We start from the raw sequence: 22,499 nt of genomic DNA on the forward strand, positions 1-22,499 counted from the left end.
GTATTTCGCCATATTACAACAGGTAATAAATCCAGCCTTCCATTGCCGCCAGATTTCCAAATTCCTCATTCATCAAAATAATCTTGTCTGGATGGACTAAACATGCACTCATGCGCAATGTCTAAAATAACAAGCCGATATATAATTAATATACTTAGCATTAAGCATAATACTTTTTTCTGACATTCAACCGACGCGCGTATTGACAAGTATAAAAAAATGTAAATTAATTCACCTTCTAATAATATGAACTACACACAGCTTTTCAGGACTTTAAGAGAATCCAAAGGTCTTACTCACGATGGCCTTGCGAAACTTGCTGGCTGTCACCGGAATACGGTGATCAATGTCGAGAGCGGACGCCCGGTAAAATTCAAAACCATCGCTGAATTGATGCTGATGATGGGTTATGACACGACCTCGCCCGAAACCAAGAGTGTCGCCCTTCTCTGGCTCGAATCGATCAGCGGAATCAATCTGACCAACGAGCAAAGCGCCGCCGATGCCCATGAACGCATCGCCCAATATCGCGCCACGGAGAAAGAGGCCGCCGACCTTCTCGCGCAGTCCGTCATGGGCGAGCACCTCAACGTGAACCAGATTCGCACCCTTTACTTTGCCGTCTCCCACCCCGAGATCATCGCGGTGATCGAGAATATCCGCAAACTGATCGAACAGGACAAAGACGAGTCCGCCCCGGGCGCATCGTAAGTTTTGCGCCCGGCTTCTTGCCGGGAAAGAGTTTCCGACGGTCACCTTTGTGACCGCGGAGACCCGGGCGGCCGCGATGCCGAACTGCATGGCAAGGACGGTGGCACACCGCCGCACTGCGGTTGCAGAGAGGGATTTCATCCTGCGGAGGGGGAGATTTTCTGCCGGGGTGCCCTGATTTTTCTTTATGTTTTGACCTTTGGAGGGACAGCCGCCGTGCCGTCCGGTTTGGGTGGGCGCGGACGGCACGGCGGCTGTCCCTCCAAAAAGATCGCGCGGGCCGGTCGGCGGCGGGACTCCCGCGGTTATTTCGCCGAGCCCCAGTGGCTGGTGAAGGGATAAAAAACCCAGAGCGGGCGGCCGACGACGTCTTTCTTCGGGACTTCGCCCCACATGCGGCTGTCGAGGCTGTTGTTGGAATTGTCGCCGAGCGCGATGTATCCGTTTTCTGATACCGTGTAGGGCGAGCCCTGGCCGAGCAGGCCGGTGTTGATGTAGCCGCGATAGCGCCCGTGCCGGGCGGCGTTGTCATCGAAGGCTTGCGCGCCGGTGATGGGACCGCCGTTGCGATAAAGGACGGGCGGGCGGATCTCGAGGGTGTCGCCGGGCTCGCCGGCGAGGCGTTTGATGTAGTAGCTGGGTTTGCTGCCGCCGGCCATGAGCCCTTCGATGTTGTCGGTGCGAAAGACAAAGCCGGAGCCGACCTTGGGACGCACGAAGTGGTAGCTCATGCGGTCGACAAAAAGCTGGTCGCCGGTGACGATGTCGAAGGAGAGGACGCGCTCGCCTTTTTTCACGGTCTTGCCGGTGTGGATGAAGCGCAAAGGGACGGTCCGCCCGTCGGCGGTGGTGACCATGCGGTCGGAATATTTTCTGTCGTTCAGCCAATTGCGGAGCGCTGCGGAGTAGTCGGTCTGCCCAGGCGCGAAGGTGTCCTTGAGCATCCAGCCAAAATCAAAATCCTCGGGGACGCTGACCGTCACGATCTGGTCGCCAACCACGAGATCGTAGGCTTTCTGGGCCTGGGGAAGGACGAGCCAGTGGCGGCCCTTGGTGGGACGCCAGAGCGGGACGCCGTTGCTCTGGATGGGGATGAGCACCTCGCCGTCGGCGGGCGCGTCGATGCGGTAGGCGGAGGCGCCGAAGGCGGCTTTGCGGATGAGACGGCTCGCGGCGGCAGGTTCGTCGGCGGGCGTGGCGTGGACTTCGGGGACCATGCCGTTGTAGGTGGGCCACATCGAGTTCGTGGGAATCTTGAAGGGCTGGAAGAAATACTGGCGGCAGGCGAGAATGACGATGGCGGCGACGACGAGGAACTCGATCCATTCCTGCCAGCCGGAGCGCGGGTAAAACTTTCCGCCGACGCGGCGCAAGACGGGCTCGAGCGCCTCGATGTCGAACTTCAGCCGGCCGCCCTCGGCGCGTTCTTGAAGATGCATGCGGAGAGCGCCGGCTTTTTTCTGGAGATCGGAGAGGTCGGTGTCGGTGAGTTCGTCGCGGCGGTAATGGTAAATCTTGTCCGAGAGTTCGAGCCAGTTGCGGGCGTTGGAGCGCATTTGTTTTTCGACGGATTGGAAGAGGCCGAACATGGGGGATTTAAGTTTGAAGTTGAAGAGGAAGGAGGCGCGATGGTGCGGCGGTCGAAGCGGAGAGTAGCGGCGGCGAGAATGCAGTGGTTTGTGCTTAAACTTTCGACTTAAACTGGCGGCGAAGCCGCCTAGTTGTTTTTCAGCACCTGGATAAAGGCGTCGGGGGGGATGGAGACTTTGCCGATGAGCTTCATCTTCTTTTTGCCCTCCTTCTGCTTTTCGAGGAGCTTGCGCTTGCGGGTGATGTCGCCGCCGTAGCATTTCGCGGTCACGTCCTTGCGGAGGACGCGGACGTTGTCACGGGCGATGATCTTGCCGCCGATGGCCGCCTGAATGGCGACTTTGAACATCTGCGGCGGGATGATTTCGGCGAGGCGTTCGCAAAGCTCGCGGCCTTTGCCCTCGGCTTTCTCGCGATGCACGATGCTGGAGAACGCGTCCACGGGGTCGCCATTGATGAGGATGTCCATTTTCACGAGGTCGGCGGGGCGGTAGTCGCCGAGTTCGTAGTCCATGGAGCCGTAGCCGTGCGTGAGACTTTTCAGGCGGTCGTTGAAATCGACGAGGATTTCGTTGAGCGGGAGGACGCAGGTGAGCATCACGCGGGTGTGGTCGAGGGTGTCGGTGTGCTCGACGGTGCCGCGTTTTTCCATGATGAGGGCGAGGATGTCGCCCATGCTGTCGTTGGGGATGTGGATGGCGGCGTTGATGGTGGGCTCGGAGATTTCGTCGATGGTGCCGGGATCGGGCAGGAGGACGGGGTTGTCCACTTCGATGTAGTCGGCGGCGCCGTGCGTCATGACGCGGTAAACGACGCTGGGATAGGTGGAGATGATTTCCACGTCGTGCTCGCGGCGGATGCGCTCCTGGATGATTTCCATGTGGAGAAGGCCGAGGAAGCCGCAGCGGAAACCGAAGCCGAGGGCGACGGAGCTTTCGGACTGGTAGAGGAAGGCGGCGTCGTTGAGGCGGAGGCGGCCGAGGGCGGCCTTGAGTTTTTCGTAGTCGTTCGACTCGAGCGGGTAGAGGCCGCAGAAAACCATCGGGCGGACTTCCTTGTAGCCGGGGAGCATTTCGATGGCGGGCTGGCGCGCGAGCGTGACGGTGTCGCCGACCTTGACCTCGGAGGTGTCCTTGATGTTGGAAACGAGGTAGCCGACGTCGCCTTCGCCGAGGGAGTCGGTCTTCTGCATTTTCGGGGTGAAGATGCCGACCTCCTTGACCTCGGATTTCTGGCCGGTGCTCATGAGCATCATCTGGTCGCCCGCTTTCAGCGCGCCGGAGAAGACGCGCATGTAGGTGATGACGCCGCGGTAGGAGTCGTAGATGGAATCGAAAACCAGGGCGCGGGTGTGCGGGTGGTCGCGCCAGCGCGGCGACGGGATGCGGCTGACGACGGCCTCGAGGATGTCTTCGATGCCGATGCCGGATTTGCCGCTGGCGAGGATGGCCTCGTCCTCGGGGATCATGAGGATGTCCTCGAGCTGCTTGAGGCAGAGTTCGAGGTTGGCCGAGGGGAGGTCGATTTTGTTGATGACCGGAATGATTTTCAGCTCCTGCGCGGTGGCGAGGTGGGCGTTGGCGACGGTTTGCGCCTCGACGCCCTGCGCGGCGTCGATGAGGAGGAGCGCGCCTTCGCAGGCGGCGAGCGACCGGGAAACCTCGTAGGAAAAATCGACGTGGCCGGGCGTGTCCATGAGGTTGAGTTTGTAAACGCGGCCGTCCTTGGCCGGGTAGCTCATGGTGACGGGATGGCTCTTGATGGTGATGCCGCGTTCGCGCTCGAGGTCCATCGCGTCGAGATGCTGGTCGGTGAGGATGCGCTGGGCGACGGTGTTGGTGTATTCGAGCAGGCGGTCGGAGAGCGTCGTCTTGCCGTGATCGACGTGGGCGATGATGCAGAAATTGCGGGTCAGGAGTTCTTCCATACGGACAGTTGGTGCGGCAGACAAAACCGGCGGCGGAGAGCGGCGCGGGCGTGTCTGGATTTTGCAAAAGGTCGAAAGTGCGGGGGCGCCGGGAGGTTTTCAACCCGAAAGGTTGGGCGCCGCAGCGGGAATGTGCCACGAAAGTGATGCCAAGGCAAAAGGGCGGATGCCGCCGGCAAACGAGGGAGGGCGTGATGAGCCCTGTGCAGGTTGGTGATTGAAAACCGGTATATTCTCACTCAAAAGCCTGCCTTAAATCCCTCCTCCCCGCCTATGAAAAAAAGCCCCCTCTGCATCCTCGCCATGCTTCTGGCGCTCGCGCCCGCGCTGCGCCTGCCCGCCGGGCCGTTCGCTGACACCGCCTGGCCCTATGTCGCCGACGGCACGCTGGCCGGCGCCGTCTTCCTCGCCGCCAGCGGTGATAAAATCCTCGATTGCGAAGCCGCCGGCCTCGCCGACATCGCCTCCGGAAGCCCCATGCGCACCGACACCCTCTTCTGGATCGCCTCCATGTCCAAGCCCGTCACCGCCGCCGCTCTCATGATGCTCGTTGACGAAGGCAAAGTCTCCCTCGACGACCCCGTTTCCAAATACATCCCCGCCTTCGATGCCCCGCAAAAAATCGTCCCAAAGGCCGCTGAAAAACTCGCCAACGTCACCAACCTCACCAGCGCCCTCCCCGGCGCCTCCGCCCCGCCACAAGCCGCCGACGGCGCCGTCACCTTCCGCAAAACCTCCATCACCGTCCGCCAAATCCTCAGCCACACCGCCGGCCTCCGCTTCTCGGCTTCCGCCGAAAAGCCCACGCTCGACCTTCTCCCGCTCGCGAAATGCGCCGAACTCTACGCCTCCGTCGATCTCCTCTTCGAACCCGGCTCCGACTACTCCTACGCCAACGCCGGCATCAACACCGCCGGGCGCATCATCGAAATCGTCACCGGCATGCCCTACGAAACTTTCCTCCAAAAACGCCTCTTCGACCCCCTCGGCATGAAAGACACCACCTTCTGGCCGGCCGGCGAACAACTCACCCGCCTCGCCACCAGCTACAAGGGCGACCCCGAAAAACGCACGCTTACCCCGCAGCCCGTCTCCCAGCTCCGCTACCCGCTCGACGACCGCGTCAACCGCCACCCCATGCCTGCCGGCGGCCTGTTTTCCACCGCCCGGGATGTCGCGTACTTCGGACAACTTCTGCTCAACAAGGGCGTTTTCAACGGCCAACGCCTCCTCAGCGAGGCCGCCGTCGCCGAGATGACCCGCCGCCAGACTCCGCCCGGCAAAGCCGCCTACGGTCTCGGCCTCACCCTTCAGTCCAGCGGCAGGTTCGGGCACGGCGGCGCCTACGCCACCCAGTTCATGGTCTGGCCCGAGGACAATTTGGTGACGGTTTTTATGGTCCAGAAAATCGCCAAATGGGGCGGGCCGGACGGCGAAAAAATCCGCCCCGCCCTCGAAAAACAGGCGAGGGAACTCGCCCGGCCGCGCGCCGAGAAATAACCGCGCGCGGGTCCTTTGCCCGCGCTGCCAAACCCGCTTCACCCGCTCCGGAATCATCCTCGACTCGTCATAGTTCTTACTTAACGGAGTAGTGCTAGATGTTGTTATCCTTTTGGGACGGCCTCCGTGCCGTCCTCGGCCACCTGTAACGGACGGTACGGAGGCCGTCTCTCCAAAAAGGATAAATCTCGTTCGGAAACGGTTTCAGCCTTCAGTTTTTCAACACCCCGGCGAGCTTGTCGGGGGATTTGCCGCCGCCCATGGCGAAGTCGGGCTTGCCGCCGCCTTTGCCGTCCAGCTTCGCGCAGAGTTCGGCCACGATTTTGCCGGCTTGATGGCCCGCCTTGATCGCGGCGGGCGAACAAAAGGCCACGACGGTGGCCTTTTCACCAAAGGCCGCGCCGAGGCGCACGATGCCTTCGCCGAGCTTCGTGATGATTTGCGAACCAAGGGCGCGGAGGGCGTCGGGCGTTTCGACCGACACGACGGCGGTGACCTGTTTCAGGCCATCGGGCGCGGCCACGGCTTTCGCGGCGAGTTCGTCGGCGAGGCTGGCGGCGGCGCGCTGCTCGTAGGTTTTGATCCGCTTCTCGATGTCGGCCTTGGCGGCGAGCACGGCGTCGAGTTTTTTGAGGAGATCCTGCGGACCGGCCTGGATGCGGCCGCCGAATTCCTTGAGAAGGGTTTCGTGCGCGGCGACAAGCGCGTGGGCGGGCGCGCCGGCGACCGCCTCGATGCGGCGGGTGCCGGCGGCGATGGCGCTTTCGAGCGTGATTTTCACGAGGCCGAGTTCGCCGGTGGCGGCGGTGTGCGTGCCGCCGCAGAGTTCCATCGAGTAGCCGTCGAGCGCGCCGGGCGCGCCGCCGATCTGCACGACACGGACGCGGTCGCCGTATTTGTCGCCGAAGAACTGGTTGATGTCCTTGCGCGCGGCGATGTCGGCGTGCGCGACTTCGGTGGTGCTGACGAGGGCGTTTTCGAGGATGCGGGCGTTGACGAGGTGTTCGATTTTCTGGAGTTGGTCGGGCTTGACCTGCTCGAAGTGCGCGAAGTCGAAGCGGAGGTAATCGGGATGGACGGAGGAACCGGCCTGGCGGACGTGCGTGCCGAGGACCTCGCGAAGCGCCCAGTGCAGGAGGTGCGTGGCGGTGTGGTGACGCTGAATCTGGCGACGGCGTTCGAGATCGACGGCGAGCGTGGCGGCGGCGTTGCAGTTGCCCGCGGGCAGGGCGCGGGCGGAGGCGTCGGTGAGGAGGTGCAGATGGCGCCCGGCCTTGTCCTTGATGGTATCGGTGATGGCGAACGTGGCGTCGCCAATCGTGACAGTGCCGATGTCGCCGACCTGCCCGCCCATTTCCGCATAAAAGGGCGTGCGGTCGAAAACGAGGTAGGTGAGGCCGGCGCTTTCGACCACGTCGATGAGCGTGGCGTGTTGAGTCGCGGGCGTCCGTCCGTTTTGCGTGTGGGTGTAGTCGAAGCCGGTGAAGAGGGTCGGCTTGGCGTTGGCGGCACCGGCATCGTCGCCGGAGACGGTGATGATCTCCTTTTTCTGCGCGGCGCGGGCCTGTGCTTTTTGTTTTTCCATCTCGACATTGAAGCCGTCAATATCGACGCCGAGCCCTCGTTCGGCGGCGAGGAGCTGCGTCATGTCGAGCGGGAACCCAAAGGTATCGTAAAGTGTGAAGGCGACGCGGCCGGGAATGATATTGACGGCGTCGAGCAGCCGCCTGCGCAGGCCGGCGGTTTCCGATGTGGTTCCGGAGAGGATGGGAATGAGGAGCTCGGCGACAGCGGCGCCGGGATGCGCGATAGCCTCACGAGTGACGCGGGCGCCTTCGGGAAGATTAACGAGGGGAAGCAATGCCTGCGTAAATACCTGACGGAGGAACGCATCGGTTTCGAGGACATCGATGAGGGTCTTGACCGGATCCTTGAGATCGCGCGGGATATTCTCGCCGTTCATGCCGGAGGCGGCCCGGAGGAGCTGGGCGGCGGTGAGTTGGGCGTTCATCTGTTCGGTGATGAGCGCGATCCCGCGGTCGAGGGTTTTGCCAAAGGACTCCTCCTCGGTGCGGATCACGCGCTCGATGAGTTGCTGTTGTTGTTTCAATTCGGGAAACACATCGCCGAGCGAGCCGACGACGGCGGGGACGAGTTTCGCGAAAAAGCCTGTTTCGAGGCCGAGGTCTTTGCGTCCGTATAAAATGCCGCGGCGGAGGATGCGACGGATGACGTAGTTGCGTCCGTCGTTGCTCGGCAGGATGCCGTCGGCGATGGCGCACGAGACGGCGCGGGCGTGGTCGGCGAGGACGCGGAAGGCGATGTCGATGCGCTCCTGCTCCGTGACTTTCTCGCGGCTGGCGGGGACGGTGCGTCCGTATTTTTTTCCCGAGAGCGCTTCTATGGCGGTGAAAAGCGAGGTAAAAACGTCGGCATTATAATTGGAAGGCTCGGCGGAGAAATCCTTGAAACCTTTGGTGGTCGCGTAAATGCCGGCGACACGCTCGAAGCCCATGCCGGTGTCCACGTGGCGGGCGGGGAGCGGCGAGAAGGTGCCGTCGGCTTGCGCGGCGAACTGGATGAAGACGTGGTTCCAGATTTCAATGCAGCGGGGGGAGCCGGCGTTGACGAGGGCGCGCCCGGCAGTCTCGTCGTCGGAGGGGAGAAGGTTGAAGTGAATCTCGGAGCAGGGACCGCAGGGGCCGGTTTCGCCCATCATCCAGAAGTTGTCCTTTTTGTTGCCGTTGACGATGTGGACGGAGGGATCGAGGTCGGCTGCGCGGAAGAGGCCGGCCCAAATGTCATACGCCTCCTGGTCGAAATCGGCGGGATCGTTCTTCGATTTGTCGGGCGAATAGACGGTGGCGAAGAGGCGTTTGGCGGGGATGCCCCATACCTTGGTGAGCAGTTCCCAGCCCCAGGTGAGAGACTCGCGCTTGAAGTAGTCGCCGAAGGACCAGTTGCCGAGCATCTCGAACATGGTGTGGTGGTAGGTGTCCCAGCCGACGTCGTCGAGGTCGTTGTGCTTGCCGCCGGCGCGGATGCATTTCTGGGTGTCGGTTGCGCGGGTGTCGGACGCGGGGACGACGCCGGGCCAGCGGGAGACGTCGGGTTTGCGCTCGTTGAGGAAAATGGGGACGAACTGGTTCATGCCGGCGTTGGTGAACAGAAGGCCGGGCGAGTCGGGCATGAGCGACGAGGACGGCACGACAGTGTGCTTTTGCTTCGCGAAGAAATCGAGAAACGACTGGCGGATTTGGGCGGAGGTCATGGGAAAGAGTGTGGTGAAATAGCGAGTTGTAGTAAAAGGCGGAGATGTGGAAATGGGGAGGCGATGGCGCGACAGCGACTGGGAGCGCCGGCATCCTGCCGGCAGTCGCCGGTGAAACGCTGGCGCTCCCTATTGGCACTGCTCCAACACCAGTCGGCTTTGTCCGCCACCAAACCGGCTTTCACGGGGTTGCTTTCCGTGTAGGCAATGGCGTTGGCGAGGTGCGCGGAGTTGCGAATGTAACGGTCATAATATTCGCGCATCCAAAAATCTCCCCTGCGGCTCAGGTGTTTGTTGGCCGCATTGGCCGTGAAAGATTTCCACGAATGCACGATTTCCGACGGCCGATGCGAGGAAATCGGCTCGATGACGACATGGACATGGTTGGGCATCACATACCAAGCCAGCAGACGGTAGTGTTGACCGTCGAAATGAAGCAGCGCGTTTTGGACGAGGTCGGCGATGTGCGGGTCGCACAGGTGGCACGCTCCGTGTCCGGCGTCTTCGTAGGCAAGGATGCGGCGGTGGAGTTCGGCTTCGATGTGTTGTTGAAGGCCCGCCGCCTGCCGCGTGGCAGGGGTGCCGTGCGCGGGAGATGACAGTTCAATGGCAAGGGCATGCCGCCACTCGTCGATGATTTTCTCAGGGGCGCTATCGTGAAGGCGGAAGGTGATGGCCTGGATGTGCAGGTCGTCTTCGTAGTGCGGCAGATAGCCGCGGGAATACCAACGCGGAGAGACTGCCGGCAGGATGCCGGCGCTCCCAGTCGCTGTCGCGGTTGCGTTGGCTCCTTCGCTACGCATCAGTTCAGGTTCGCGATGATGGCATCCGCCATCGCCTTGGTGCCCACCGAGGGGCGGCCGAAGGCGATGTCGCCGGTGCGGACGCCGTCCTGCGTGACCGTCTTGCGCACGGCGGCCTCGATCTTCGCGGCAAGGTCGGCGAGGCCGAAACTGTAGCGGAGCATCAGCGCGGCGCTGAGGACTTGCGCGCAGGGATTCGCAACGCCCTTGCCGGCGATGTCGGGCGCGGTGCCGCCCGCGGGTTCGTAGAGGCCGAAGGGTTTGCCGTGGCTGTTCACGCCGGTGCCGAGCGAGGCGCTGCTCATCATGCCGAGCGAACCGCAGATGACCGCCATCTCGTCGGAAAGGATGTCGCCGAACATGTTTTCGGTGAAGAGCACGTCGAACTGGTTCGGGTCGCGCGCGAGCTGCATGGCGGCGTTGTCCACATACATGTGCGTGAGCGCGATGTCGGGGTGCTTTTTCGCGAAATAATCGGTGACGGTCTTGCGCCAGAGGACGGAGGTTTCGAGGACGTTGGCCTTGTCCACGGAGCAGACGCGTTTGCCGCGCGCGCGCGCGGTGACGGCGGCGGTCTCGGCGATGCGCTCGATCTCGCTGGTTTTGTAAACCATGGTGTCGCACGCCTGGCGCTCGCCGTTCTCGAGCGTGATGGTGGTTTTCGGCTGGCCGAAATAAATGCCGCCGGTGAGCTCGCGGATGCAGACGATGTCGATGCCGTTCGGGATGCGCGCGGGCTTGAGCGGCGAGGCGTCAACGAGGTCCTTGTAGAGCAGGCCGGGACGGATGTTGGCGAAGAGGCTGAACGCCTTGCGCAGCGGGAGGAGCGCGGCGCGCTCGGGTTGCTCGGCGGGCGGCAGCTTTTCCCATTTCGGGCCTCCGACGGAGCCGAAGAGGATGGCGTCGGCCTCGCGGCAGAGCGCGAGCGTGGAGTCGGGCAGCGCCTTGCCGTGGTTGTCGATGCCCGCGCCGCCGACGTCGGCGATTTTGTAGTCGAGCGAATGCCCGGCGGACTTGGCAACGTGCTCGAGCACGCGAAGGGCCTCGGTCATGACCTCGGGCCCGATGTAGTCTCCGGGAAGAACGGCGAATTTAAGTGTCGGCATGAGTGGAAAAAGGGTAATGGCTATCGCGCCGCCGGGTGGAGGGAAAGGGAATTTTTGCGGGGCGCGGCGTCCGCGAAAAATGAAACGGCCCGGCGCGAGGCCGGGCCGTTTGCGGTCAATCGCGACCGGCCGGATTTATTTGCCGCCGGCGCAGGCGGCGCAGCCGTTGACGAAGAAGTCGTTGCCCTTGTCGTCCACGAGGATGAAGGCGGGGAAGTCCTCCACCTCGATTTTCCAGATGGCTTCCATGCCGAGCTCGGGATACTCGAGGAGTTCGACTTTCTTGATGTTTTCCTTGGCGAGGATCGCGGCGGGGCCGCCGATGCTGCCGAGGTAGAAGCCGCCGTGTTTCTTGCAGGCGTCGGTCACGGCTTGGCTGCGGTTGCCCTTGGCGATCATCACCATCGAGCCGCCTTGCGACTGGAAGAGATCGACGTAGCTGTCCATGCGGCCGGCGGTGGTCGGGCCAAAGCTGCCGGAGGCGTAGCCTTTCGGGGTCTTGGCGGGGCCGGCGTAGTAGATGGGGTGCTTCTTGACGTAGTCAGGCAAACCCTGGCCGGAGTCGATGCGCTCCTTGAGCTTGGCGTGGGCGATGTCGCGTCCGACGATGATGGTGCCGTTGAGGGCGATGCGCGTGGTGACGGGATATTTCGAGAGCGTGGCGCGGATTTCCTCCATCGGCTGGTTGAGGTCGATGCGCACGATGTTGTCGTCCTTGATGACGCGGTGCTCCTCGGGGATGAAGCGGCCGGGATTGGCCTCCATTTTTTCGAGCCAGATGCCGTCCTTGTTGATCTTGGCCTTGATGTTGCGGTCGGCGGAACAGGAAACGCCGAGGCCGACGGGGCAGCTCGCACCGTGGCGCGGGAGGCGGACGACGCGGACGTCGAGGGCGAAGTATTTGCCGCCGAACTGCGCGCCGATGCCGGATTGCTGGGCCATTTTCAGGATTTTTGCCTCCATTTCGAGGTCGCGGAAGGCGCGTCCGTGCTCGTTGCCGGTGGTGGGGAGCGAGTCGTAGTATTTGGTCGAGGCGAGCTTGACGGTTTTCAGGCAGGTCTCGGCGCTGGTGCCGCCGATGACGAAGGCGAGGTGGTAGGGCGGGCAGGCGGCGGTGCCGAGGGATTTCATTTTCTCGGCGACGAACTTTTCGAGGGAGGCGGGGTTCAGGAGGGCCTTGGTTTCCTGATAGAGATAGGTCTTGTTGGCCGAGCCGCCGCCCTTGGCGACGAAGAGGAATTTGTAGTCCGCGCCGGGCGTGGCGTAGAGGTCGATCTGCGCGGGGAGGTTTGTGCCGGTGTTGACCTCCTTGTACATGTCGAGCGCGGCGGTTTGGGAGTAGCGGAGGTTTTCCTTGGTGTAGCATTCGTAGATGCCGCGCGAGAGGTGTTCGGCGTCGTCCACGCCGGTCCAGATTTGCTGGCCTTTTTTGCCGACGATGGTGGCGGTGCCGGTGTCCTGGCAAAACGGGAGGATGCCTTGGGCGGCGATCTCGGCGTTCTTGAGCATGGTGAGCGCGACGTAGCGGTCGTTTTCCGACGCCTCGGGGTCCTTGAGGATGGCGGCGACCTGCGCGAGGTGCTTGGGGCGCAGCATGAAGGAGCAGTCGTGCATCGCCTGCTCGGCGAGGAAGGCGAGCGCCTCGGGGGCGACCTTCACGAGTTCCTTGCCGTCGATGGTGACGGTGCTGACGCCTTCCTTCGAGAGAAGGCGATATTCAGTGTCGTCCGCGCCAAGCGGGAACGTGTCTTGGTAAAAGAAGGGAGGAGTTGCCATGGTAAACTGTGGAGCTTGGCAGGGCGGCGGCGGGACGGGAAGGGGAAAATAAAGCGTGCGCGCGGGCAGAAGCACCGGCGCGACGGCGGATTAGAAAAATGCCGGAAACCCAAAACCCGTCACGCTTTCGCCCCGCTACCATGCGTGCCTGCCTCACTTTTCCGGCGGGGCGGACAATTCCGTTTTTCCGGCGACCTGCGCGGCGGCGAGCGCGTGCAGCTTCGCCACCACGTCCGCGTGGCGGGGATCGTCGGCGAGGTTTTTCAGTTCGTGCGGATCGTTGACCGGATCGGTGAGCATCGCGCCCGCGCCGCGTCCGAAAAATTCCGCGTAACGCCAGCGCTCGGTGCGCACCGCGATGCCCGTGATGCCTTTGCCGTGTTCGTTCCAGAGCGTGTAGGCGGGCCGGTCCCAAGCGGCGTCCGGATCGTCAAGCAAGGGGCGCAGGCTCGCGCCCTCGAGCCCGGGCGCGGACGGAAGGCCGCAAAGGTCAACCAGCGTCGGGTAAATATCGAGCAACTCGACGATGCGCGGCGAGCTGCGGCCGTTGCCCTTGGCGCGCGGGTCGTGGATGATGAACGGCACGCGCGTGCCCTGCTCCCAGAGCGAGCCGGCTTTCGACCATTTGCCTTTTTCGCCGAGCTGGTAGCCGTGGTCGCTCCAGAAAACGACAATCGTGTTTTCGCGCAGGCCGAGGCTGTCGAGTTCGGCGAGCACGCGGCCCATGTTCCAGTCGACATAGCTCACGCATGCGAGATAGGCGCGGATCATGGCGCGCGCCTCGTCGGGCGAGGCGTCGCGGTTGATGAAGAGGTCGGCGTTGTTCGGGCGGATGGCGCCGGCGGGGAAACCCGGCGGCACGGTGGGGCGGGCGGCAAAATCCGGCGGGAGGGGCATGTCCTCCACGCGGTAGAGGTCGAAAAACTCCTTGGGGGCGACGAGCGGCGAGTGCGGTTTCACCATGCCGCACGCGATGAAGAACGGGCGCCCGGTCTCCGCGGCGCGGTGCAGGCTCGCGATGGTGCGGTTGGCGGCGCGGGTGTCACCGAGCTGCGCGGTAGCCTCGCCTTCGACGGCCTCCCAGCGGTCGGAGTAGGCGGCGCGGGAATTGTCGGCGCGGCGCATGGTGGTCTCGTGGGCGCGGGTGGCGGCGGGGGGCACGTATTGCGGCGGGGCTGTGTTGATCTTGTTGTTGTGCAGCCGCACCTCGCCGCCCTCGGTCCAGGCCTCGGTGTCGTCGATGCCGCCATGAAAGATCTTTCCGGCGCGGATCGAGTCGTAACCCTGCTGCCGGAAATACTTCGGCAGGCTCATCCAGTCGGGAAAGCTCGCGCCGAACCACTCGCGGTTGCCATAAAGGCCGCTGGTCGTGGGACGCCGCCCGGTGAGAATCGACGCGCGCGACGGTCCGCAAAGCGGATACTGGCAGTAGGCGCGCTCGAAACGCACGCCCTGGCGGGCGAGTTTGTCGAGGTTGGGCGTGAGCGCCTTCGGGCTGCCGTAGATGGCAAGCTCGGTGCGCAGGTCGTCCGCCACGAGAAAGAGCACGTTCATCGGACGCGACGCCGCGGGGGAGGCCGACGGCGCGGCGTGCATCTGGGCGAGTGTGCCGAGGGCGGCGGCGGAGGTCAGGAGACGGGAGACGGGCGGCAGGTGGGATGAGCGGGGAAACGACATAGGACGGACATCCTTGCTCCGGGGGACGGGGGCCGGCCAACACGCACCAAGCGTTACAGTCAGAACCAGCGCAAGATGCCGCCCGCACCGCGCTCACCAGTGCGCGTAGTCGCCTTTTTCAAGCGAAAGGGCGAACGCGGTGAGGAGTTTCACGCAATTCTCCACGTCCGCGAGGTCCACCATTTCGCTCGGAGTGTGCATGTAGCGCAGGGGAATCGACACCAGTCCGGTCGCCACACCGCCGCGACCCATCTGGATGGCGCGGGCGTCGGTGCCGGTCGGGCGCGGATCGGCCTCGAACTGGTGGGGGATGCCGAGCCTTTTCGCGCATTTCAGGAGCCGCTCGAAAACCTTCGGGTTGATGTTCGCGCCGCGACAGAGAATCGGGCCGGCGCCGAGCTTGGTTTCGCCGTATTTGCGGTTGTCGCAATCGGGATGGTCGGTCGCGTGGCCGACATCGACGGCGATGGCGATGTGCGGGTTGACCGCATACACGGCGGTGGTCGCGCCGCGCACGCCGATTTCCTCCTGCGCGGTCGCCACGGCGACGACTTTGGCGGCGGGCCTTTTCTTTTGTTGCGACAGGCGGACGAGCACCTCGCCGACCGTGTAGGCGCCGACCTTGTTGTCGAACGCGCGCGCCGCGCCCACGCTGCCGTGGATCAGCTCGAACTCGTGGTCGTAGGTCGCCACGTCGCCGATGGACACGCGCCCGAGCGCCTCCTTTTTCGAGCGCGCGCCGATGTCGATCCAGATTTCGTGAATCTCGGGGACTTTCTTGCGGTCGCCCTCGTCCATCAGGTGAATGGCACGCTTGCCGGTGACGCCTTTGACCGGGCCGTTCGCGGTCTGGATGATGACGCGGCGTCCGGGAATCATCACGCGGTCGTGCCCGCCGATGGTGTCGAAATAAATAAAACCGTCCTTGTTCACATAGGTGATGATGAGGCCGAGCTCGTCCATGTGCCCGGCGAGCATGAGGACGGGGTCGCCGGAGGGATTGAGCGTGGCGATGCGGTTGCCCATCGCGTCCTTTTCGTAGGTGTCGGCGGCAGGGCGAACATGCTTGTCGAAGACGGCTTGGGCCTCGAACTCGTAGCCCGACGGTGAACGGGCGTGAAGGAGTTCGGCGAGAAATTCAGGCGCGTGATATTTTGGCATGATGAGAAAAGTAGTGAGTAGCGCGTAGCGGGTAGCGAGTAGAAAATCGCCGGCGCGGAAGCGCACGCGCCCGCTAATCGCCTCCCGCGGGTCGCCACGAATCTTGCTTTCCTGACGCTCCGTATCCGCCGCGCTTGAACGCCCGCGCCGGATGGCCGACGCTGCGGTCATGCACCACCCTGCCCGCACCACCCGCCGCAGCTTTCTCCAAACCGTCGCCCTTGCCGGCGGCGCGTTCGCCCTCAATCGCCTCCCCTGCCCTGCCGCCGGCCCCGCAGGCGCGCCGGCCCTGCCCTCCGCTCCGCCCCCGGGCCGCTACCCGCCCGACGCCATCTCGGACTTCAGCCGCCGCCTCCGCCCGGTGGGACGCGCGCTCGAAACCGAGGATTATTATGTCTGGTGCAACAGCCCGATTTATGACGAGGCGGGGCGCGTGCATGTTTATTACTCGCGCTGGCCCGCGCGCCACGGCATGAGCGGCTGGATAAGCAAATGCGAGATCGCGCATGCCGTCGCCGATTCGCCCGAAGCGCCTTTCGAGTTCCAGAGTGTCGTCCTCGCTCCGCGTCCCGGCCATTTCGACGCCACCACCTGCCATAATCCGACCATCCATCGCTTCGACGGGAAATATTATCTGTATTACATGGGCACCTCCGACGGCCGGCTGGCGAGCAAACGCATCGGCTTCGCGGTGGCCGCCTCCCCCTTCGGCCCGTGGACGCGCTGCGACGAGCCGCTGCTCCAGCCCGGTCCGTCCGGCGCATGGGACGACCTGTGCAACACCAATCCCGCCGTCCTCCGTCATCCCGACGGAAACTATTGGCTATATTATAAAGGCATCAATCGCGACGAGTATTTCAACGCGCCAAAATCCGAACGCATCAAAGGCAACCGGCGCTACGGACTCGCCATGGCCGAACAGCCAGAGGGTCCATTTATAAAATACACCGGCAATCCGGTGATCGATTTTTCCCGCATCGAAAAAAACATGCAATTGGAGGATGCGTTTCTCTGGCTTGAAGACGGCCGGTTCAAATTGATCTGCCGCGACATGGGCTTCTATGACCATTTCGCCGGTCTGCTGCTTGAATCGGCCGACGGCGTGCATTTTTCCCATCCCCGGATCGCCTATTACGGAGCGGACGCCTATGCCCTGAACGAACCTCCCGCGCCCAGGCATCTGAGCCGCTACGGACGTTTCGAGCGCCCGCAGTTGTTGCTGAAAAACGGCCGCCCCGACTACCTGTTCACGGCTGCGCAGGGAGGAAAATACATGACCGCCAGCAGCTTTATATTCAAAATCACGCCGCCTTGACCGGCGCGGGCGCGCACCGTCCAAACATAGCTCAATCAAGCGCCAGCAAACCCTGGCCATCGCCGTGCCGCGCCGCCTCTGCGGACGGGACAAGGCAGCCGGCATGATCGTTTCTGGTATTATTGACCGCCGGCCCGACGGCGGTGGCCACAAGGTCGTCCGGCTGCCACGGCACACACAGCCGCGGCAGCACGGCGCCAGTGGCGCTGGCGGCGTCCGCGACGGCGCCGAGCCATGCGCGCGCGGAATCCTCCGCCAGGATGACCGGCATGCGATCATGGATGGCCGCCATCACGGCATTTGGCCCGGTCGTCATGATGACGAAGGCAGAGTCGCCGCCTTCCCCCGCCGGCTCCTCGAAAAAGCCCGCCAGCCACATTGGCATGTCGTCGCGCCGACGGATGAAATACGGTTCGCCTTCCGCCTTTGCCCCGGTCCCTGCGACGCGCCGCCATTCGAAAAAACCATCCGCCGGGATGATGCAGCGGCGATATTGCAAACTGGCGCGGAAGGAAGGTTTTTGCCAGGCGGACTCGGCGCGCGCGTTAATGAGCAGACGCTGTTTTTCCTCGCCCGCCGGGCGCAGCGTGATGCCCCAGCGCATCAGCGATGTTTCGATTTGCCGATTGCCTCGCGACCCGCGGCAAATGACGGGCATGGACTGCGTCGGCGCGACATTATAGCGCGGCCGCCATTCTTGTTCATACTCGTCGTCCGGCATATCCGCGCCCAAGCGCGACAAAGCCCGGGCCACACCAGCCGGATCGCGCAAAGTGTAACGTCCGCACATCAGCCGCGCCTCCAGGCACCCGTGGCGGCATCAGCCTTTTTCATCGCAACCGTTTTTGGCATTTCGACAACGAACAAGCGCCGCCGGGCTCCCGCAATCAATTTTCCCGCAAGGCTCCTTGATTTCGGACGCCGCACCCGTGCCGCCAGAGACTTCAAATTCCGCTTTTCGACTATGCGACGGAGACCGCCTTTCTGGGCATGCCGGATCACTGATCCTGCCTTATTCATCAAAATCGCCCGCCTGCGGGAGCGCGGTCGTCCTGCCTGTCGGTTCTCCGCATTTTTCGCTTAAATCAGGAGTACGGTTTATCAGCCCATCTTGGAAAGTCAGTGCAACTGACGCGGTGCGCAGGCTTTGAGCTTGTTCGAAAACGTAACAGACACGCCACGCTCCCCCGTCAAAGCGGGCAACAGTATCACCGTCGAGTGATTTTGTCGCACAATCAAAAGGAATGCGCGCAACCTAAAATAGTCGATACCCGTATCTATGATTTCTTACGGACTTATGCGTTCCAATCCGTTCAACGGCAGCGGAGCCACGGCTGTGCTATTTTTTTGGCGGTGACGCCGGTTTTGGCTGCGACACGCTTATATTTCCCTTCGCGTCAATTTTCACGTTTCCGCCCTTCGGCAGGTTTTTCAGCCACGCGAGCGCGTTGTTGATATAGGCATCGCCGACATCATCACCCAGCGCCGACTTGATTTGCGCGGACGCCTGTTCCGCGAGCGCGGCATACGCCGCATTTTTCTGATCGTTGCTCAGGATGGCGTCATCGGAAATTCGTTTCGCCTCGCTCGCCGTGTCGTTGCGCACTTGGTAGGTCTGCGCGACGGTATCCGCGCCGAGATTGAAGCGCTCAGCGGCAGCGATCAGCGATTGGTAATCCTGGCGCTGCCCGCGCACATACTCCGCGTAACGCGCATCGCCGAGCATGTCCTTTATCCGCGCCTCCACGCTCTTTTGCTCCTCATCGCGCGCTTTCCGAAGCTCCGATAGGCCGCCGCCGAGAGCTGCCACACGCCACGCTATGCTGTCGTAAAATTTTTCATCCAACGCGTGACGTAACGCAAAGATGGCCTTGTATTCCTCCTCCGACATGTCAAAACCCGCGAGATTGTCCTTCATTCGCCTGGCGGTGGATGAATTGCGAAGCTCGTCCGCCTCTTTTTCCTCCGGTGTCAGCAAGGCGAGCTTGTCGCGCTCGTTCTCTTTATCTATCAATTTTAGTTTCTCTTCGTCACCGGGCATCCCAAAGCCGGCCATTTCAATGGATGCACGAATCTTCAAATCGAGATAATCGCTTTCCAATTCGCTCAACTGCATTGATTTCTCCGGTGGCAGAAATGCATATTTCGAAACGGAAGCGGATGCTTTGTCCGTGCCGAAAAGCTGGGTGACTTCGTTTTCCACCTCCCTGTTTATATCCCTCATTTCCTGGTTTTGCTCGGACGAGTAACCGAGCAACCCACCCGTATAGTTTCGCTTGGGGCGCCAATACGGCTGCCTCGCGGCCTCCAGCGCCGCATAGCCGATTTCTCGAAGGCGAGCCGTGTGACGGCTCGCGATGCGCGCTTTCACGATTTCCCTCGCAACATCATCCGGCAGGCCAAGCGTCCGCAATGTGTCGCGCAACGCCGTCATGTCATCCGTCGTGAGCAATGCCTTTGTTGCTTTTGCCGCCTCCGAAGAAAACACGTTGCTGTCCTTGTGCTTGGGCGGCGTGCCATCGACGGATGATTTTTTAATCGAAATATAACCTGCCTCGAAGCCGACGAACAAAACAACATTGACCACGATCGATAAAATCATACCTAGCTCGGCGGGTTTATTCATGGGGAAATCAAGGCGGCTATTGTTTTGGTTGCGTCACTTTCACGTTGCCCGCCGGGTTAATTTTCACGTTTCCGCCCTTCGGCAGATTTTTCAGCCATGCAAGCGCATTGTTGATGTAGGCGTCACCAATGTCATCGCCGAGCGTCGCGCGGATTTGTCCGGTCGTCTGCTCGGTCAGCGCCGTATAAGCCGCATTTTTCTGCTCGGTGCTCAGGCTCGTGTCGTCGGAAATGCGCGCCGCCTCGGTCGCTGCGTTGTCACGCATTTGATAGGTTTGCGCGACCGTGTCCGCGCTGAGATTGAAACGCCGCGCGGCGGCTTGCAGCGATTTATAATCCCCGCGCTGCGCGCGCAGGTAATCCGCGTAACGCTCGTCGCCGAGGGTTGCTTTTATCCGCGCATCGACCTCCTTCTGCGCCGCTTCGCGCTCACTCTTCGATAAGCCGGAATCATCCGGATTTCCATATATCGAGTTTATCAGATACTTTTCATTCATCCCGTTTTGCAGCGCAAAAATGGTTTTATATTCATCCTCCGTTCCATTAAAATCGGAAAACGCGTATTGCAGTTGGCGGGCGGCGAACGAGTTGCGAAGGGAGTTTTCCATTTTTTCATCGGGAGTCAGAAAGGCAGCAACATCGCGCATATATTCATCATCAAGCAGCTTGAGTTTCGCATTGTCGCCGGACATCCGAAATCCGGACATCTCTTGGAGAATTTGCTGCCTCATGGCGTGGTAATCACCTTCCATGTCCGAGAACTGCTGCGCCTTGTCAGGCGGTAGAAACGAAAAAATTATCTGAGCTTGGCTGGGGACTTCGCCGTCGCTTCCCATGATTTGCGTGATTTGACTTCTCTCTTCGCGATAAAGCGAGGTCATCTCACTCAGTTGCTCGGCAGTAAGTCCAATATAAGAGTGCGAAATCTTGCTGCGCCAATAGGGCTGTTGAGCCGCAGCCTGCTGTGCAGATTCCCTAATTGCCCGCCTTCGCGTCTCGTAGCCGCTTCTGATGCGCGCCGACACGATTTCGCGCACAACATCACTCGGCAGGCCGAGTGCCCGCAATTGGTCACGCAATGCCGCTGCGTCACTCGTCGAAAGCAATGCCACCATCCCCTTCGCCGTCTCCGGCGCAAGCGTGCTGTCTCCTCCGCCGCCGTTGCCGGACTGGCCAACATTGCCGGATGCTTTTGCTGTCCCAATCGAAAACCACCCCGCAGCAGCGCCGATCAACCAGATCGCATTGATAGCAATCGAGAGGATTAAAACCAACTTCAAGGGTTTGCTCATGGATTGGAAAAAGTGCCAGAAGCACTGCTCGCACCACGTCTCATTGCAACGACAAAGAAGACTTCTTATTTTCTGACAGTTAGGGAATTGGGTTCGGAACTCGCTTGATTATTGGATTTTGCTTTTTGCTTTTACGCGCCCAAACGCGAATCTCCGATGCTCACTCTGGCCAGCGTTTCCAAAATCTCGTTGCACTTGTTGTCACCTGAATCGAACAATAAAGAGGCCGATTGCATATCACATTGGCAATCGGCCTCTTAAAAAACTGGCGGGATGGACGGGACTCGAACCCGTTTTTTTGAACGATAAAATCAACGAGTTACGTTTATTTTTTACATTCAGTGGCTCTTTAGTGGCTCAAAAATGTCTCCTTTCCCATTTTTGCTAGATATAGCGTAAACGTCCGGCAGGGTGCCTTATTGACAGCTAAATAGATGGGGAGGGCTTCGTAGAGGTGACCTCTACGAAGCGGACCAGTGTCGTAGTATCAACGGCGGTGTAAAAGTGACCCACCAGTAGCGGTAAGACTGAGGCATGAGGGCAGCGGGCTTGCGGCGATTGTTTTGGTTACGATTACACCCGCGCGGGCTAGCGTGGCGGACCTCACTGCCGCCCACCCCATGCTTACATCCGACTAGTTTATGGACATCCGTTTTCTTCATCGTCAGGGACACTCCGTGCGGGAAATCGCCCGTTTGACCGGGCACTCTCGCAACACCGTGCGCAAGATGCTGCGCTGCGAGTATGCACCGCGACCGGCACGCCGGGTGCGTTCCAGCCTCCTCGATGCTTTCAAGGACTATTTGTGCGAGCGCTGGCTGCAGCACGGCCTGTCCGCGGTCCGGCTGCACGCCGAGATTGTGGCACAAGGCTATCGGGGCGCGGCTCGCACCGTGCGCCAGTTCATCCAATCGATAAAATCTGAAGTATTCTATCGACCCCGAATCAGGCTCAGCACCATTGTTGCCCCGAAACCCTGCAACGAGTATATCGTCGTAAGATGGCTTTCCCTTCGAATTGGGAGCCTTGCCAACCGGTGAGCCAGCGATGACATTGATCTTGGCCGCAGAACGATTTCTTTAAGAAATTACACAATTTATCCGCTATCTCATAGGATACTGCGGAATATTTGTATAATTTTCGGATTATTGCTGGAGAACGACTGGCAAGGGTGATTTCGACGAAAAATGAAAAAAATTTAGCCCTCATCAAAAACCCGACGGCGATATTGCAAGTGATTGCCAAAACCCGGCAATCGATTCGTGAAGGTACATAACACTCGTTCTCCAAAAACTCTCTACAACTGATGCACGAAATCGACACCATCGTCCGACTTGCTTGAAAGAGGAGAATCCCGACGTGCTTTTGGCCGGGCTGACGGTTGACGACATCAAACAGGGAGTCTCCAAGCTGCGCAATCGCGTCATCGGGCGTGTCTTCAAGGAGCTTGGCTACATCGAACAGTGCGGCAGCGGTATCCAGCGCGTCATTGCTGATTGTCGTCAGGCTGGCTTGCCCGCGCCTGTTTTCAGGAAATGGCGGTTCCGCTTCCCTGTCACTGTCTCGCTCTAATCCGTGTCGCCGCCGGCATTGGATCCGGTGGCTGTCGCCATACGTTACGCACTCGCCGCTCCCGATGCATTCAATGGCCCTTCCTACACAACAACTGGCTGACCTTGCTGGCATTTCCACCCGAGCCATGCGCACTCGTTTGGTCAAACTGGTTGATTGCGGACTGGTAATCA

General features: G+C 61.2%; 16 protein-coding genes. 5 read left to right on the forward strand and 11 right to left on the reverse strand.

The genetic code is table 11. The annotated features are described in order from the left end of the window. The first annotated feature begins 246 nt into the window (after positions 1–246). Complete coding sequence (locus OH491_RS03540; RefSeq protein ID WP_145928627.1) at positions 247–711, forward strand: helix-turn-helix domain-containing protein; 465 nt, start codon at positions 247–249, stop codon at positions 709–711. 305 nt (positions 712–1,016) lie between these two features. On the opposite strand, the gene lepB is transcribed toward OH491_RS03540, so the two are convergent. Together lepB and lepA are read right to left on the reverse strand one after the other, a co-directional pair. After that, the gene (lepB, locus tag OH491_RS03545; protein WP_068769307.1) at positions 1,017–2,300 is read right to left on the reverse strand and encodes a signal peptidase I; all 1,284 of its coding nucleotides are present in this window, start codon (positions 2,298–2,300) and stop codon (positions 1,017–1,019) included. Between the two features lie 128 nt (positions 2,301–2,428). Next, on the reverse strand, positions 2,429–4,228 hold the full coding sequence (gene lepA / locus OH491_RS03550) for a translation elongation factor 4 (RefSeq protein WP_068769306.1): 1,800 nt from the start codon (positions 4,226–4,228) through the stop codon (positions 2,429–2,431). Between the two features lie 273 nt (positions 4,229–4,501). Here lepA and OH491_RS03555 point away from each other — a divergent pair, with 273 nt between their 5' ends. Continuing rightward, positions 4,502–5,728, forward strand: a complete 1,227-nt coding sequence (locus tag OH491_RS03555) for a serine hydrolase domain-containing protein (RefSeq protein WP_068769305.1) — start codon at positions 4,502–4,504, stop codon at positions 5,726–5,728. A 211-nt stretch (positions 5,729–5,939) separates the two neighbouring features. On the opposite strand, the gene alaS is transcribed toward OH491_RS03555, so the two are convergent. The 6 genes from alaS to OH491_RS03585 form a co-directional block, all read right to left on the reverse strand. Then, complete coding sequence (gene alaS / locus OH491_RS03560; RefSeq protein ID WP_334319129.1) at positions 5,940–8,999, reverse strand: alanine--tRNA ligase; 3,060 nt, start codon at positions 8,997–8,999, stop codon at positions 5,940–5,942. After that, on the reverse strand, positions 8,996–9,802 hold the full coding sequence (locus OH491_RS03565) for a transposase (protein WP_068769304.1): 807 nt from the start codon (positions 9,800–9,802) through the stop codon (positions 8,996–8,998). Before OH491_RS03565 ends, alaS begins: the two co-directional genes overlap by 4 nt. Then, complete coding sequence (gene leuB, locus OH491_RS03570; RefSeq protein ID WP_068769303.1) at positions 9,802–10,908, reverse strand: 3-isopropylmalate dehydrogenase; 1,107 nt, start codon at positions 10,906–10,908, stop codon at positions 9,802–9,804. The genes OH491_RS03565 and leuB overlap by 1 nt, the downstream gene beginning before the upstream one ends. A 135-nt stretch (positions 10,909–11,043) precedes the next feature. Beyond that, entirely contained in the window at positions 11,044–12,684 is a 1,641-nt protein-coding gene (locus OH491_RS03575) for a fumarate hydratase (RefSeq protein WP_068769817.1), read from the reverse strand. 153 nt (positions 12,685–12,837) lie between these two features. Beyond that, positions 12,838–14,361 (reverse strand): sulfatase, encoded by a 1,524-nt coding sequence (locus OH491_RS03580; RefSeq protein WP_084441933.1) that lies wholly within the window; start codon positions 14,359–14,361, stop codon positions 12,838–12,840. Between the two features lie 93 nt (positions 14,362–14,454). Beyond that, complete coding sequence (locus OH491_RS03585) at positions 14,455–15,522, reverse strand: M42 family metallopeptidase (RefSeq protein ID WP_068769302.1); 1,068 nt, start codon at positions 15,520–15,522, stop codon at positions 14,455–14,457. A 169-nt stretch (positions 15,523–15,691) separates the two neighbouring features. Between OH491_RS03585 and OH491_RS03590 the strand changes: the two genes are divergently transcribed. Beyond that, positions 15,692–16,837 carry a glycoside hydrolase family protein gene (locus OH491_RS03590; RefSeq protein WP_084442057.1) on the forward strand — a complete coding sequence of 382 codons (1,146 nt, stop codon included), beginning with the start codon at positions 15,692–15,694 and terminating at the stop codon, positions 16,835–16,837. 31 nt (positions 16,838–16,868) lie between these two features. Here the strand turns inward: OH491_RS03590 and OH491_RS03595 are convergent, their stop codons facing one another. The 3 genes from OH491_RS03595 to OH491_RS03605 form a co-directional block, all read right to left on the reverse strand. Next, positions 16,869–17,627, reverse strand: a complete 759-nt coding sequence (locus tag OH491_RS03595; RefSeq protein ID WP_068769300.1) for an SOS response-associated peptidase — start codon at positions 17,625–17,627, stop codon at positions 16,869–16,871. 549 nt (positions 17,628–18,176) lie between these two features. Then, positions 18,177–19,463: a hypothetical protein gene (locus OH491_RS03600; protein WP_145928626.1), complete on the reverse strand. Its 1,287-nt coding sequence runs from the start codon at positions 19,461–19,463 to the stop codon at positions 18,177–18,179. A gap of 16 nt (positions 19,464–19,479) precedes the next feature. Continuing rightward, positions 19,480–20,754: a hypothetical protein gene (locus OH491_RS03605; RefSeq protein WP_145928625.1), complete on the reverse strand. Its 1,275-nt coding sequence runs from the start codon at positions 20,752–20,754 to the stop codon at positions 19,480–19,482. Between the two features lie 641 nt (positions 20,755–21,395). Between OH491_RS03605 and OH491_RS03610 the strand changes: the two genes are divergently transcribed. Continuing rightward, on the forward strand, positions 21,396–21,794 hold the full coding sequence (locus tag OH491_RS03610) for a hypothetical protein (protein WP_068769297.1): 399 nt from the start codon (positions 21,396–21,398) through the stop codon (positions 21,792–21,794). Between the two features lie 298 nt (positions 21,795–22,092). Next, on the forward strand, positions 22,093–22,326 hold the full coding sequence (locus OH491_RS03615; protein ID WP_068769296.1) for an ATP-binding protein: 234 nt from the start codon (positions 22,093–22,095) through the stop codon (positions 22,324–22,326). Positions 22,327–22,499 lie beyond the last annotated feature (173 nt).

This window comes from Termitidicoccus mucosus (assembly GCF_038725785.1).
Classification (GTDB): Bacteria; Verrucomicrobiota; Verrucomicrobiia; order Opitutales; family Opitutaceae; genus Termitidicoccus; species Termitidicoccus mucosus.

Bases quoted from the DNA above. Each gene is read 5' to 3' on its own strand.
- OH491_RS03555 (WP_068769305.1), top strand. From the start codon at position 4,502: ATGAAAAAAAGCCCCCTCTGCATCCTCGCCATGCTTCTGGCGCTCGCG.
- OH491_RS03600 (WP_145928626.1), bottom strand. From the start codon at position 19,463: ATGAATAAACCCGCCGAGCTAGGTATGATTTTATCGATCGTGGTCAAT.
- OH491_RS03580 (WP_084441933.1), bottom strand. From the start codon at position 14,361: ATGTCGTTTCCCCGCTCATCCCACCTGCCGCCCGTCTCCCGTCTCCTG.
- OH491_RS03605 (WP_145928625.1), bottom strand. From the start codon at position 20,754: ATGAGCAAACCCTTGAAGTTGGTTTTAATCCTCTCGATTGCTATCAAT.
- lepA (WP_068769306.1), bottom strand. From the start codon at position 4,228: ATGGAAGAACTCCTGACCCGCAATTTCTGCATCATCGCCCACGTCGAT.
- leuB (WP_068769303.1), bottom strand. From the start codon at position 10,908: ATGCCGACACTTAAATTCGCCGTTCTTCCCGGAGACTACATCGGGCCC.
- OH491_RS03575 (WP_068769817.1), bottom strand. From the start codon at position 12,684: ATGGCAACTCCTCCCTTCTTTTACCAAGACACGTTCCCGCTTGGCGCG.
- OH491_RS03585 (WP_068769302.1), bottom strand. From the start codon at position 15,522: ATGCCAAAATATCACGCGCCTGAATTTCTCGCCGAACTCCTTCACGCC.
- OH491_RS03595 (WP_068769300.1), bottom strand. From the start codon at position 17,627: ATGTGCGGACGTTACACTTTGCGCGATCCGGCTGGTGTGGCCCGGGCT.
- OH491_RS03565 (WP_068769304.1), bottom strand. From the start codon at position 9,802: ATGCGTAGCGAAGGAGCCAACGCAACCGCGACAGCGACTGGGAGCGCC.
- OH491_RS03610 (WP_068769297.1), top strand. From the start codon at position 21,396: ATGGACATCCGTTTTCTTCATCGTCAGGGACACTCCGTGCGGGAAATC.
- OH491_RS03590 (WP_084442057.1), top strand. From the start codon at position 15,692: ATGCACCACCCTGCCCGCACCACCCGCCGCAGCTTTCTCCAAACCGTC.
- OH491_RS03540 (WP_145928627.1), top strand. From the start codon at position 247: ATGAACTACACACAGCTTTTCAGGACTTTAAGAGAATCCAAAGGTCTT.
- alaS (WP_334319129.1), bottom strand. From the start codon at position 8,999: ATGACCTCCGCCCAAATCCGCCAGTCGTTTCTCGATTTCTTCGCGAAG.
- lepB (WP_068769307.1), bottom strand. From the start codon at position 2,300: ATGTTCGGCCTCTTCCAATCCGTCGAAAAACAAATGCGCTCCAACGCC.